Annotated in this window: 10 protein-coding genes and 2 pseudogenes; 3 read left to right on the forward strand and 9 right to left on the reverse strand. The window is 45.3% G+C overall.

Features of this window, described 5'->3' with window-relative positions:
• Positions 1 to 852, reverse strand: a pseudogene (locus tag AMS66_RS19180) (MFS transporter); the annotation flags it as partial.
• Between the two features lie 93 nt (positions 853 to 945).
• Entirely contained in the window at positions 946 to 1,536 is a 591-nt protein-coding gene (locus tag AMS66_RS19185) for a TetR/AcrR family transcriptional regulator (RefSeq protein ID WP_053782321.1), read from the reverse strand.
• A 145-nt stretch (positions 1,537 to 1,681) separates the two neighbouring features.
• Between AMS66_RS19185 and AMS66_RS19190 the strand changes: the two genes are divergently transcribed.
• Positions 1,682 to 2,338 carry an NADPH-dependent F420 reductase gene (locus AMS66_RS19190; RefSeq protein WP_053782322.1) on the forward strand — a complete coding sequence of 219 codons (657 nt, stop codon included), beginning with the start codon at positions 1,682 to 1,684 and terminating at the stop codon, positions 2,336 to 2,338.
• A gap of 159 nt (positions 2,339 to 2,497) precedes the next feature.
• Here the strand turns inward: AMS66_RS19190 and AMS66_RS19195 are convergent, their stop codons facing one another.
• A complete protein-coding gene (locus AMS66_RS19195) occupies positions 2,498 to 3,376 on the reverse strand; it encodes an AraC family transcriptional regulator (protein WP_053782323.1) in 879 nt (292 codons plus the stop codon).
• Between the two features lie 137 nt (positions 3,377 to 3,513).
• On the opposite strand from AMS66_RS19195, the pseudogene AMS66_RS19200 reads away from it, so the two are divergent.
• Positions 3,514 to 5,489, forward strand: a pseudogene (locus AMS66_RS19200) (beta-galactosidase trimerization domain-containing protein).
• Between the two features lie 114 nt (positions 5,490 to 5,603).
• Here AMS66_RS19200 and AMS66_RS19205 read toward each other — a convergent pair.
• From AMS66_RS19205 to AMS66_RS19220, 4 genes are all read right to left on the reverse strand, one after another.
• Positions 5,604 to 6,662: a threonine aldolase family protein gene (locus AMS66_RS19205; RefSeq protein WP_053782324.1), complete on the reverse strand. Its 1,059-nt coding sequence runs from the start codon at positions 6,660 to 6,662 to the stop codon at positions 5,604 to 5,606.
• Positions 6,659 to 7,093, reverse strand: a complete 435-nt coding sequence (locus AMS66_RS19210; protein WP_236703519.1) for a MarR family winged helix-turn-helix transcriptional regulator — start codon at positions 7,091 to 7,093, stop codon at positions 6,659 to 6,661. Before AMS66_RS19210 ends, AMS66_RS19205 begins: the two co-directional genes overlap by 4 nt.
• 229 nt (positions 7,094 to 7,322) lie before the next feature.
• Complete coding sequence (locus AMS66_RS19215) at positions 7,323 to 9,041, reverse strand: ABC transporter ATP-binding protein (protein ID WP_053782325.1); 1,719 nt, start codon at positions 9,039 to 9,041, stop codon at positions 7,323 to 7,325.
• 2 nt (positions 9,042 to 9,043) lie between these two features.
• The gene (locus tag AMS66_RS19220; protein WP_099854339.1) at positions 9,044 to 9,412 is read right to left on the reverse strand and encodes a hypothetical protein; all 369 of its coding nucleotides are present in this window, start codon (positions 9,410 to 9,412) and stop codon (positions 9,044 to 9,046) included.
• Between the two features lie 197 nt (positions 9,413 to 9,609).
• On the opposite strand from AMS66_RS19220, the gene AMS66_RS19225 reads away from it, so the two are divergent.
• Positions 9,610 to 11,709, forward strand: a complete 2,100-nt coding sequence (locus tag AMS66_RS19225) for a serine hydrolase domain-containing protein (RefSeq protein WP_053782326.1) — start codon at positions 9,610 to 9,612, stop codon at positions 11,707 to 11,709.
• 103 nt (positions 11,710 to 11,812) lie between these two features.
• On the opposite strand, the gene AMS66_RS19230 is transcribed toward AMS66_RS19225, so the two are convergent.
• Both AMS66_RS19230 and AMS66_RS19235 read right to left on the reverse strand, forming a co-directional pair.
• Positions 11,813 to 12,754 (reverse strand): alpha/beta hydrolase, encoded by a 942-nt coding sequence (locus AMS66_RS19230; RefSeq protein WP_053782327.1) that lies wholly within the window; start codon positions 12,752 to 12,754, stop codon positions 11,813 to 11,815.
• Positions 12,755 to 12,811: 57 nt separating this feature from the next.
• Positions 12,812 to 14,546: serine hydrolase domain-containing protein (locus AMS66_RS19235; RefSeq protein ID WP_236703520.1), on the reverse strand; the 1,735-nt coding region annotated here is incomplete at its 5' end.

Consider the following 14,546-nt stretch of genomic DNA (forward strand, 5'->3'; position numbering starts at 1 on the left):
ACCAATGGCGAATGTCAGAAGACCAGTCGTCAAGAGAACAAGCCCTATCGTTAGAATCAGCATGGTGTATCGGTCCGCCAGTCGGCCAGTGATCAGGTTGCCAACAACCGTAGCAGCTCCATAGACGACAAACAATAGTGGCACCGAGGAAGGCGAAAAACCCGTCAGTTCTGTAAAAATCGGAGCAAAATAGCTAAATGCTACAAATGTGGCTCCTATAATAAGAAAACTCGTCAGGTAAGCCGCCCAGAGCTTGCGATTGCGAAAAGATTTCATTTCATGGCGCAGACTGGTTGGCTCCGGTCTGGATAATACGGGGATCAACCGCAATGCGGTTACTCCTGACAGTAGAACAAGAATGGCGACCGCCCAAAAACTGAAACGCCAACCATAAGCATCAGCCACCCACGTTGCAGCAGGTGTACCCAGAACCGTGGCAATCATAAGACCACCGAAGATAATCGACACCGCCCGTCCCCGCTGGTTCTCCTCCACGAGTGAGGCAGAGATCGAGATAGATACGCCAAACGCAGCCGAGGAAGCAACGCCTGCGATGATGCGTGAGGCCATCATAACCTCATAGCTACCAGCAATCGCCCCAAGTAACTGTCCAGCGAGAAACACACCGGTTAGCATAATAAACGCTTTTTTCCTAGGCATATTCAGCAGAGCAGCGGTTAATAAAGGACCTCCCACGACCATCCCCGCTGAAAAGGCTGTAATTAGATATCCTACTTGAGAGACGGATACTGCGAATTCTCCTGCAAGTGTATTCATCATTCCAGCTACCATAAATTCTGAGGTCGTCATGCAAAAAATAGCCAAGCTAAGCACATAGATTGCCAATGGCATCTTCATTTCCCCTTTTCATATGAGTTAAAAAACCACACTATTGTAATGAACGGTACAAAACTAACGCAAAAAAAAGTGCCGGAATTTACCCGGCTAATAAATAGCTGCCAATGTACCTTCAACAATACTTTTTGCCAGATCACGATTCTGTGAGGAGCTGTTAAGCACGCGAAGTCCGTAATAGCTGCTTAGAAACAGGCTTGCCAGTTCCTTGGCCGGTCTCCCTGAAGTAATCTCACCTGTCTGGACACCCTGCTCCATCAGATCACAAAGGGCATCCTCCAACAATCCAATATGTCGGGTCACCACTTGCTCAACCATAGGGTCAACCCGTGCCCGTTCCATTGCTGCATTAATTAGGAGACAGCCTCTTCGCCCTGATTCCGAAAAATCCTCCTGTACGCCCCACTCCAGTAAACCGCGTAATCTATCTTTCAACGGTAAGGAGCTCTGTAAAATCTCGCTTTGCTCCCGTATTCCTTCCTCATGGTAACGCTGGAGTACCTTTTCGTATAAATCATGTTTGCTGCCAAACGCATTATATAAACTGCCCTTCCCGAGACCGGTCTGTTTACATAGATCCTCAGTAGAACACCCTTCGTAACCGTTCAGCCAAAAGGCATCCATGGCTGCGTCAATCACAGCCGTATCCTTAAATTCTCTTGGTCTTCCACCTCTGGTCACTGCATTTCCTCCCTTCCCAACGAAATAATAAATCTTAGTATAGGTAATTTGTAACGTTCAGTCAAGAAGTTGTTTACAGCTCTATTGTTCTCTGTTACAGTGAAGATGTCATACCATATTAAATCGGGAAAGGAAGTCGGAATAAATGAAAATCGCAATTATTGGAACGGGAAATATCGGTGGCAATCTCACCCGTCGTCTCACCAAACTTGGTCATGATGTCTCGATTGCTAACTCACGTGGTCCTCATACCTTGACAAACCTGGCTGAAGAGACAGGCGCAAAACCGCTTGAAGTAACGGAAGTCGCCCATGGAGCCGAGCTGGTCATTGTAACGATTCCACAAAAGAATATTCCGGATCTCCCTGATGGTATCTTAGACCAAATTGCACCTGGTGCTGCCATTATTGACACCGGGAACTATTACCCCCGTCAGCGTGACGGCTTTATTGCCGAGATCGAAGGTGGCTTACCTGAAAGCCGCTGGGTCGAGCAATACTTGAAACATCCTGTTAACAAAGCCTTTAATGGTATTTCCGCTGTTAATCTGCTTGAACGTGGACTGCCTGCCGGTTCACCAGATCGACTTGCTCTGCCGGTAGCTGGTGATGATCCCGACACAAAGAAAATCGTGCTTCAACTTATCGAGGAGTTGGGATTTGATGCTATAGACGCCGGTGGCTTGGACGAATCCTGGCGCCAACAACCGGGGACTCCCAGTTACCAGGAGCATGGAGCGGATAGTCTTCGGCAGGCGTTATCGAATGCTAGCCCTGTACGAAGCGAGGACTTTAAAGCTTGATATTGCAAGAAGAACTATTTTGATATTTTGCTCTACGATTAGAAAGCGATTGAACGCTTACAAATATATAAGTTGGAACACAATTCCCCCGTCCTTTCGGACGGTTTTTTTATTTGTTTCGGGTAGATGAACTGCCTATTAAGATCTGTTCGATCACTTCTATTCCATAAAATACAGCTGGTGTTTCCTGCGGTACTCTCCAGGCGTGAGGGAAGTTTGACGCTTGAACAAGCGCGTAAAATAGTTGTTATCCTGCAGTCCACACAACTCGCCGATGCGCTTCAGGGGAAGTTCAGAATGTGCCAATAACCGCTTGGCCTTCTCCATCTGCAGGTGATGCCTGTATTGAAGTGGGCTCATCCCCGTATACTGCTTCAGGCAGCGGGCCAGGTAATCAAAATGGTAGAGCAGATCACGCTCCATCTGTCCGGACTCAAACGGCTGCTCCAGGTGCTGACCAAGATAAGCCGCCACCTTCTCGCTTAGAAAATAGGAACGAGCCTGTGGACTGTTTTGTCTCATTCCCTTCTGTAATTGCAGAAGGAATTGGCCTAGCAGAACATGCAGCTCGAAGGAACGCTGACGGGTGAGCACATGGTGCAGCTCAAGCATTTCTTTCACTATTGGCTCTAGATTACGTAGATCCACCGCAGCGAATTTGGGGATTTCAATGACTCCAGGGGGAGCTTCAATATCCTGGTCTGTTTGCTTAAGCAAGGGCTGCTCCCAAGTCGTCTTTTCTTTCAAAATCATCTTTTGGACAGAGGGAAGCTGGAAATGAATCCAGTATACCTCCGTCTGCACGTCTGTTGGTTTATAGCCACGGTGTTCTTTACCAGGTTCGAGAACCAGCATCATGCCTTCCGTAATCTCGAAACGGATGCCATCTTCCTCCATGTATAGCGCTCCTTTGGCGCAAATAATAAGATCGAACACATCAAAGCAACGCTGTGCATGTTGCACACCCGGTTGCCATTCGGTGTGCCCAATTGCTGCTAACAGCGGAAAAGGCGGAACCTGTAATTCAAGTACAAGCATGAGTGAGTCCCCTTTATTCAAAATGTAGAGAATGTGCTATATAAAGTCGTAATTGTCAGCTGTTATAGAAGTACGCGATCCCTTAGAGTAGTAGATATAATATGATTCTATCACTTAATGACCAGGGGGACGCAAGCATGAAATTCCGTCAAGTTCATCTCGATTTTCATACGTCAGAAGCCATTGAAGGCATTGGCCGTGATTTCTCGAAGCAGCAATTTCAGGAGATGCTCAAAACTGGGCATGTCGATTCCATCACCATATTCTCCAAATGCCATCATGGCTGGGCTATCACCCGACAACCGCCAATCAAATGCATCCACATCTGAATTTCGATCTTCTAGGTGCCCAGATTGAGGCTGCTCATGAGATAGGCGTGAAGACACCGGTCTATCTCTCCGCTGGCTTGGATGAGCGACTCGCCCGCAAACATCCACAATGTCTCATCCGCAATCAGCAAGAGCAAATTAGCTGGACAGCCGACTTCATGACGCCAGGATATCATCAATTTTGCATGAACACCCCTTATCTTGATGTTCTCACCCAACAGGTCGAGGAAGTCGTAAAGAACTATGATGCGGACGGCATCTTCCTTGATATCGTTGGCGTCCGGGAATGTTACTGTCAATATTGCGTTGCACAAATCCGCAGGCAGGGCTCCGACCCACGAAACATTCAAGACATGAGAATACTGTGGGAACAAACTTATGCTCGTTATACCAATCGAATGAATGAGACGGTACATGCATTGAAACCCGGATTACCCTTGTTCCACAACAGCAGTCACGTCGACCGCGGGCGGCGTGATCTCATCCATGTGAATACACATCTGGAGTTGGAATCGCTTCCAACTGGTGGCTGGGGGTACGATCATTTCCCACTCTCTGCTCGTTATGCTCAGACACTAGGGGTGGATTTCCTCGGCATGACCGGGAAATTCCATACTTCCTGGGGTGAATTCGGCGGATACAAACATCCAAACGCGCTGCGTTATGAAACTGCGCTGAGCCTTGCGAACGGGGCACGTTGCTCCATCGGGGATCAGCTGCATCCGGCTGGTCAAATGGATCTTGCCACGTATTCGTTGATCGGTGAAGCCTACCGCGAGGTAGAAGCAAAGGAGGAATTGTGCCGAGATACTTCTGCAATGGCCGATATCGCGTTGCTATCGGTGGAAGCAACGATATGGGAAGCCGGAAGCAATCCACATGATCAGCACAACCACTATGATACTGGGGCTGTAAGAATTTTGCTGGAAGGCCACTATCTCTTCGATGTGGTGGATCTGCAAGCTGATTTGTCCAAATATAAAGTTGTCATTTTGCCGGATGCCATTATTATCACAGAGACAATCAAGTCTAAACTAACAGCCTTTCTTGCTGAAGGCGGCAAAATTCTTGCCACCGGCCGCTCCGGACTCTCCCCAGATGGAACATGCTTTGAATTTGATTTGGGCGTAGAATTTCAGGGGGTATCCCCGTTCCGTCCTTCCTATTTCCGTCCACATTTCGAGCTTCCTTCGCTGCGTACAGCCTCTTTTGTCATCTATACTGAAGGACAGAATACAGTACCAACGAAAGATGGCATCGTACTTGGCAGTAAAGAGAATTCTTATTTTAACCGAGATTTGTTCACCTTCTGCTCCCACCAGCATACTCCTTCTGATCTGCAGGAATCGGGAACGGGCATGGCCGAAGGACGAGATGGGATCTATATCGCGTGGAATGTTTTTGAAGATTACGCAACGAAGGGCAGCTTAGCTATCAAGGAAATCATCTGTTATACGCTGGATCGCTTACTCGGCAACAATAAATCCCTGATAACCAATCTCCCTGCACAAGGCGTTACCACGTTGCAGGTACAAGTGAACTCGAAACGCTGGGTGAATCATCTACTATATGCTTCTCCCGTACGCAGAGGATTAGGTGTGGAAGTTATCGAGGATCTTCCTCCACTCGTAAATACAGAGGTCACGATTGCTGCGACTGACCAAGTACAGGACGTGTATCTGGCGCCACAGAACCTTAGTCTTCCATTCAGTCAGGTGAACGGCCTCGTGACCTACACCATACCTCTATGGACCTGTCATCAAATGATTGTGATTCAGTTCTAGTACGTATATCCATCGAACATATAGCAGCAAACAAAAAAAGAAGTCGCCATCAGCATGGCGACTTCTTCTTTGGCGGTTTACTCCGCCAATGTACTATTCTTTAGATATTAATGATTACACACAAGCTTTAAATTTGTTTAGACTCTGGGAAATATCACGAAGCAGTGAATCTACATTTTCCCGCTGTGTTGCCCAACTGGTACAAAAACGAACGACACTGTGTGTATCAGACACCTTTTCCCAGAATGTGAACGAGTAACGGTTGCGTAATTCCTGAAGCAGGTCATCTGGCAGAATAGGAAATTGCTGATTCGTTGGTGAATCATATAGGAAAGCAATACCTTGCTCCGCAAGCGAATCATGAATCAACATGGCCATGTCCACAGCATGCTGGGAAATTTCTAAATACAGGCCATCTTCAAACAACGTTTCAAACTGAATACCCAGCAATCTGCCTTTGGCAAGCAGACCACCTCTTTGTTTGATCATATAACGAAAATCTGGCTTGAGCTTGTTATTCAGGATGACTACCGCTTCCCCCATCAATGCTCCGATCTTGGTTCCGCCAATATAGAATACATCACATAAGCGGGCGAGATCAGCGAGAGTCATATCACAATTTCGGGAAGCAAGAGCATACCCGAGGCGCGCCCCGTCAATAAAGAACGGGAGACCACACTGTTGACTGACGTCAAATAATGCTTGCAGCTCTGCCTTGCTGTACATCGTGCCATTCTCGGAAGGCTGAGATATGTAAACCATTCCCGGCTGGACACAATGTTCCGGTGATCCATCATTGATATGGGCCTCATAGACCACTTTGACCTGATCTGGCGTAATTTTCCCATCATCGCTTGGCACCGTGATCACTTTGTGACCTGTGGCTTCGATCGCTCCCGTCTCATGGACCGCAATGTGACCCGAAGTCGCTGCAATCACACCTTGGTATGGACGTAAAGTAGAGGCAATCACCGTTGTATTCGTCTGTGTACCGCCAACCAAAAAATGCACATCCGCCTGTTCATTTTCACAAGCCTGTCGAATAAGATTCCTCGCCCGATGGCAATGGGGATCTGTACCGTAACCGCTCGTTTGTTCCATGTTCGTTGAAATCAGTCTTTGCAAAATACGCTCATGCGCACCTTCGTTATAATCACATTCAAATCGTATCATCGTCTTGTCTCTCCTGCTCTCTTGTTCAACTTATCCTGAATATTCATCATTGAAGCGTACACTTCTCTGATCTCTTCCTCACCCAAACCATGCATTAACTTTACAATCTGCTGATCCGAACGCTCATTCAATTCACTGTAAAGCTCCTGACCTTTCTCAGTCAGACGAATCAAACTCACCCGGCTGTCAGCGGCTGAATCCACTTTCATCAAAAGCCCTTCTTTGGTCAGTTTGCTCACAATTCGGCTCATGTAGCTGCGATCAATCGTCAGCGTATCCACCAGATTGTTCGCAATGCTCTCCCCTTGAATGCCAATCTCAATAATGACCCTTGCTTCGGCGAAGGAGTATCCCGTCCCCAGGATATGCTTATCAAGTACACCGAGTATATTGGTATAAAAACGGTTAAAACGCCGCATTTCAGTCAACATATCTGCATTTATTTGCTGAGAGTCGATGTCAAACCCTCCTTTTTAGTGGACATTGTCAACATTATAATAATCAGTTTAGTGGACGTTGTCAACAATATAAATCGTAATGAGCAAGTTAATCCACTTAAATGAGAAGATTAGCAAAATCCGTCTTTGTAATACACGGATCAACTTGCTAAATGCTCAAAATAAAAAACCGCGCAATATGCGCAGTTTTGGCGTTACAACATTATGAATGGCTGTATTGCACCTGATGAAGCCGGCTGTATATGCCTCCGGCAGCAACCAGTTCCTCATGGTTACCCTGCTCTGCAATGCCATCGGCGTTCACAACGATTATCCGATCTGCATTCTTGATCGTGGTCAGTCGGTGTGCAATAACAAGCGTTGTTCTACCCACAGACAGTTCTGCCAAGGACTTCTGGATCAACGCTTCGGTCTCGGTATCCAGAGCGGACGTAGCTTCGTCCAGGATGAGAATCGGTGGATTTTTCAGGAACATCCGAGCAATAGACAATCGCTGTTTCTGACCTCCGGAAAGTTTGACACCACGTTCACCAATGATCGTATCGATCCCTTCTGGCAAACTAAGAAGCAACTCCTCCAAGGAAGCACGACGGGCTGCATCCCAGATCTGCTCGTCCGTTGCAGTTAAGTCGCCATAAGCAATATTTTCCTTAATTGTACCTGAGAAGAGAAAGACATCCTGTTGAACAATACCGATATGTCTGCGCAATGATTCCAGCTGAACCTCGCGAATATCCACGCCATCAACGGTGATACGCCCTTCCTCTACTTCATAGAATCGTGGAAGCAGACTGCAGATGGTCGTTTTGCCTGCACCGGAAGGACCAACAAATGCAACGGTCTCCCCTGGTTTAATGGACAGGCTGATATCATTCAGAATCCGGCGATTGGGCTCATAACCGAATGAAACATTTTCGAAGCGAATATCTCCACGTACTGTTTTTAGCTCAACGGCATTTTTCGCATCCGCGATTTCCGGCTCGGTATCAATGATTTCCAAATAACGCTTGAATCCGGCGATCCCCTTAGGATAACTCTCGATTACAGCATTTATTTTCTCGATCGGACGGAAGAAGATGTTGGATAACAGCAGGAAAGCCATGAAATCACCCATATCAATTCTGCCATCGATAAAGAACCAGGCGCCACTAATCATAACAAACACGGTAACGAAACGCATCATCATATAGCTGACCGATATACTCTTCGCCATCGTTTTATAAGCAAGCAGCTTTGTTTTGCGGAAGTTCTCATTGTCTACGGAAAAAAGTTTTTTCTCATGCTCTTCGTTTGCGAACGATTGTACGACACGAATTCCACCTACGTTGTCTTCAATACGGGAATTGAAATTCCCCACATCGCCGAAGAGACGCCGATAGGTCTTCGTCATACGTCCACCAAACACGATAATTACCCAAGCCATGATTGGGATAATAATAAAGGTGATTAGTGCAAGCTCCAAATTAATGTTCGCCATGAGCCAGAAAGATCCGATTAATGTCATAACGGCGATGAAAACATCCTCCGGCCCATGGTGAGCGACCTCGCCAATATCATTAAGGTCATTCGTAAGATGACCGATCAGATGACCCGTCTTGCGATTATCGAAGAACCGGAAGGAGAGCTTCTGCAAATGAGCGAACATCTTCGAACGCATGTTGGTCTCAATGTTAATACCAAGCATATGTCCCCAGTAGGTCACGACATAATTCAAGACGGTATTCAGCGCATAAATCGACAGCAGTACAATACAGGCGAGGATAATGAGTGGCCAATCTTGACCTGGCAACAACTCATTAATGAATTTGCTTACAGCAAGCGGAAATGCCAGTTCCAGCAAACCTGCGATTACAGCACAACCAAAATCAATTAAAAACAGTTTCTTGTAAGGACGATAATACGAGAAAAAACGACGAACCATTCTTATTCACTCTCCAGATCCTGATTAGGGCTTTCTTCTTCATTTTGCAATTCAAACAGTTGGATATATTCGTCAATAACCTGATCTATGGCTTTCAGCTCACCACTAATCATTTGGTGAATATTCCGGAACTCCTCCTGACCAAGCTGTCTGGCCAACGTAGCTCTTCGATTCTGCATTTGTTCCAAAAAGACTAGAATTCTCCCACGACGAAACGTTTGCGCCCCATTACCCCGTTTTCCGTGATGCTCTCCATGCCCTCTCCCACGTCTGGAACGTTCACCTTGTTGCTCATCTTCCCCACGACCGCGTCTGGATCGCTCTCCATGGCGATCAGGTTGTTCGTTCACATTTATATGTCTTTCTCTCATTTGTGAAGCACCTCCATTTTCGTATACATATGTATACAAATCGTTCATGTATACGATTGTATACACAAGGGATTTTTCTGTCAACCCGTATTTTTCCATTTTATGCCTAGTCAATTCATATTCAGTTCACCGTCCTAGAGTACACTAACTTACGTACCACCACCGAGATTCCAAATTCACAGATAAGACAGGAGAAGATGAGATTGACACTGAAAAAACGAACTTCATTCGCCACCGTAACCCTGGTGTTAACGATGTTGGCCCCCATGTCCGCACTGGCCGCACCGGCTACCATGAACAGCAGTAACGTTTCGTATGAGACAACGAAGAAAGCAGTGATGGAGAAGGCCAAGATCCTTACCGAAACATACGGTACGACAAGTGTGCAGTACGCACTCATGGATGAGGGAGAGATCGTGATCTCCGGACAAGTAGGCAAAAACGACCCAGAGGACCGTATCCCCCTTTCTTCTAATACGATGTATGGCATCGGTTCAACCAGTAAAATGGTGCTTACCGCCGCTGTGATGAGGCTGGTTGATGAAGGCAAGATCGATTTGAATATGCCGGTTGTAAACTATATCCCGGATTTCAAGATGAAAGACAAACGTTACACACAAATTACACCACGTATGCTCCTGAATCATTCATCCGGGATTCTCGGAACCTCAAGCAGTAGTGCAATACTGTATGGGGACAATGATACCTATGCACATGATATGTTATTGGATCAATTGGCAGAGCAAACTTTGAAGGCCGATCCGGGAGCATACTCGGTGTATAGTAACGATGGCTTTACCTTAGCTGAAATTCTGGTCGAGAAAGTTAGCGGCATGAGCTTTAGCCATTTTATCCATCAGAATTTCACTGATCCCCTGGGCATGAACCATACAAAAACGCCCCAGGATCTGGTTGACCCAGACCAAATGGCAGTGACTTATTCTCAGTTGCACAAGGAAGAACTTCCACTAGAGAATACAAACATGATTGGCTCTGGAGGCATTTACTCTACCGCTGAAGACCTGGTCACCTTTTCACAAATCTTTACGGGAGAGGTCAAAGGCATTCTTTCTAGTGAGTCGGCAAAAGCCATGACGCAAGAAGAATACAAAAAAGGCTTGTGGCCAGAGGACAGCGATTCCTCTATTTCGTACGGGTTAGGCTGGGATAGTGTGAACTTGTTTCCATTTAACCAATACGGCATCCAGGCGGTTACCAAAGGTGGGAATACGATTGCGTATCATTCGTCATTGATCGTGCTTCCGGAACACAACATGACTGCCGCTGTTACCTCCTCAGGAGGTTCAAGCACAACCGACCAATTGATTGCGAGCGAATTGTTGCTCGGCGCACTTGAGGAAAAAGATATTATTAAAGAACGGAAAGCGGAAAAATCGTTTGGCGTACCTGTAAAAGCATCCATGCCGAAGAAACTAACGCAGTATGCAGGCATTTATGGGGCTGTCGGTAGCTCGTTACTGAAAGTGGAAGTGAATGATGAAGGGCAATTAACGATGACCATGCTTTCTTCTCCGAACAATACGGAACAAAAGTATACGTATACCGCAGATGGTTCTTTTGTTAACGAGCAAGGGACAGAAAAGTTGAAATTCGCCCAAGGGGATAATGGGAATACATACCTGTGGTCCCGTTCGTATCAGTCTGTGCCAGGGCTTGGACAGATCGCATCCTCGGAATACAAGGCAGAAAAGCTCGAACCCAATACATTACCCGAAGATGTAACAGCCGCTTGGAAGCAGCGCGAAGGCCACATTTATTATCTGGTGAATGAGAAATACACCTCAACGGTATATGACAGTGCAACGCCGATCATCCCCATTCATATGTTTAATGAGATACCCGGTTATGTGTATACCAATAAAATTATGGATGCAAATTCAGCCGTGAACCAACTGCAAATTCCAGGCTTGGCGGGCCGGGATACGATGGAATATAAGTTCTTCGAGAAAAACGGCGTGGAATACGTCTCAGCAGGAGGAAAGGTCTACGTCAGTCAAGAACTTGTAAGACCGCTCTATTGGGGGAAACAATCGAAGACAACGATTCAAACGAATGGTTATGCGACATGGTACTCGATACCGACAGCCGCCGCAGGTAAAGTGATGACGGTGAAGATGCCTTCGAAAGGTGCTTTCACTGTATATGACCAAGCTGGTATCAGTACGAATCATACCGTGGTCAGTGGTGAGAATGAAGTTGCATTGCCTGTGAATGGTACGATTGTATTTGCCGGTGAAGCTGGTTCAAAGTTCGAAATTTCGTTGACCAATAAATAATAATGAGTATGGAAAATACGCCCGTTCCCCAGTGTTCTACTGGGGAACGGGCGTTTCGTTCTTTCTGAAATCAATTCTGAAAGATACTACGTTTATTCTAAGTTTATTTCACTTCATTCATAAACTTCCTGAAGTTTTCAGCTATTTCTTTGGATCGGGTATGGTGTAAATAATGTCCACCTTCGAATGTCATCACTTTACCATGTACTGAATTTTTAACTTGCTCTTCATGCAAAGGTATCCATCCTTCCGTTTCGGTATCATTCGCTTGTAAAAAGAAAATCACAGGGAGATCTTTGGGGAAGGACAAGTTCTCAGCTGCTTTGAAATTAGGACCGAAATTTTCGCCTTCATTCAGGTTGTTCGGATTAAACGTATTTTTGAGTGAAAGCATTCTAATTTGTTCTCTGGTTTCATCATCAACGTCGGGTGCAATCAGTTGATCAGGGGCCAGTTTCATTAACAATCGGTAGAATCCTGATTTTTTAAGCAATTTGTAGGTTTCGGTTGGAAATGGATCATCATTATCTCCCTGCGTTGGAACGCTGCTATAAATCCCGACGAAGGCACTTACTTCGTTTGGATATTTGTTCACATAATCCAGTCCGTAAATTCCTGAAATGGAGTGACCCATGAGCGTGTAACGATCAATATTAAGCTGCTGTAACGCTTCATGAATTTCACTAACCATATTTTCCGTGGTACGCTCTTTTTCAGTTATGTCACTTAATCCATAACCGAAAGGCTCAATGACGACGACTTTGTAAAATGGAGATAGCTCATCGACTAACGGTTTAAAATCGAGGGCTGGGGCTGGTGTTCCGTACCCCGGAAGTAACACCACGGTTTCTTCGCCTTTTCCTTCAATCAACACATTCATATTTTTCCCATCAACCGTTACGAACTGGCCATAGGAATTAATTTTCCCTTGCTCAGACTTATTGCTAATTGCATTGACGATAAAAACAGTAGCAATAAATAATGCAAAAGCTATAACTATGGCTCCGAATATTTTGAGCAAAATGATTAATATTTTTTTCATCATGATGGTTCTCTCCTGTTGAGTTTGTTTGTCATACAGACGTTTGGAAATCCATTCATTTTACTTTTTTAATGAAATTTTAAATTGGGAACCAGCCTCACCTGCAAATACAATACGGCCGTTTTCTGGTAACACAACTTCATTTTTACCGCTGACCACGGTGTGATTAATACAAATACCCGTCTGATCATATACGGCAAAGCCGGCATTTGCAGGCATCTTCACTGTCATGACTTTTCCTTTCACAGTCGCTGGTACCGAAAACCATTTGGCATATCCATCGGCTTGAATGGTTGTTGTGGATTGTTTACCCGAATATATTGGTTTCACCATTTCCTCACTGGCGTATACATAACCTGAAAATGTAAGATACTCTCCTCCGTTCTTTTTAGAGAAATGAACGTCCATCGTATCACGTCCGGCAGTACCAGGAATTTGCAATGGATTGGCTGCTTCGTTTGCTCCAGTAATCTTATTATTGGACATATACCCTGGATTCTCTTTATTCAACTGAATAGGCAGGATCGATGTAGCATTAAGATAGAGCATTGATGTGTATTTCTCATTCACCAGATAATATTTTTTACCATCGCGCTTTGCCCATGCAGCGTTAATCTCCTTGGGTATTGTATTGGCTTTAAGCTTCTCCGCATTATATTCTGAGAAAGCCAGCTGTCCGAGCCCCGGGACGGATATATAAGATCGAGACCACAGGTAGGTATTCCCGTTTTTCTCCGTAACAAATTTCAACTTTTCTGAACCATCATCGTTAACAAAAGTACCATCTGCTGTATAGGTGTATTCTTGAGCCGGATTATTCGGAGCTGTTAGTGTGGATACACTCATTTGTCCTGCCTTATTTATTTTGATCTTCATAACCGAATTATTGCCGCCATACATTCCTGCATACTTGGATATTCCTTTAGGCATATCTGCCTTCACTGGTACGCCAAATGATTTTTCTGACTTCCGTTCTGAAATCACGTCCTTTTCCTCAAGTGCGCTGAGCAATAATTCATTCGCAATGAAATTATTGGTTAAACTTGACCCGCCTGAAGAGATAACGGCTGCAGCCATGTTGTATTCCGGAAGTACCACGAATGAAAAATGATAAGATAACGTATCTCCACCTTTCATAACAGCCTTAATGCCGTACTCGTTGAATGGGAACAAGTTCACACTATCCCACCCTAACCCGTAAGACATAAGCGTATCGCTATCCTCTGGCCACATGCCTCTTTTGTACTCTTCTTGCGCCATGGCTTCTACAGACTTACTGGATAGAATGCCTTCGACTTGTCCTGTGAGGATTTGTGAAAATTTCACAAGATCTTCAGCAGTGGAATAAAGACCTCCTGTAGCAATAATATTATAATTCTCTTTTGGAAGTTGTCCTTTGTAAAAAGGAGAATAGATTCCCGCCATTTCTGCCGGATTAACCACATCCTGTGGTGTTTTGGTGTGTTTCATATCCAAAGGTTCCGTAAAATTTTGGTGTATAAAAGCCGTATAACCGATGCCGCTAACTCTTTCGACCAGAATCTCGGCTAACGTAAAGCCGTCGTTGCTGTAGACGGAGTATGCGCCGGGATCTGCCTTCAGGTTTTGACTCGCCAATTGGTCGAGAAACGTATCATGTGAATACGTGTCATTATCTCCGTATAATGTAACATTGCTGGTTGAGGTGCCCAGAAGAGCGGAGGAATGATTCAGCAGCATACGGGGTGTAATCTGTTTGTATCGGTTATCTTTCATTTTAAAGTCAGAGATATAGTTCACAACGGGCACATCCAAA

Source organism: Paenibacillus xylanivorans, from assembly GCF_001280595.1.
GTDB classification, from domain to species: domain Bacteria; phylum Bacillota; class Bacilli; order Paenibacillales; family Paenibacillaceae; genus Paenibacillus; species Paenibacillus xylanivorans.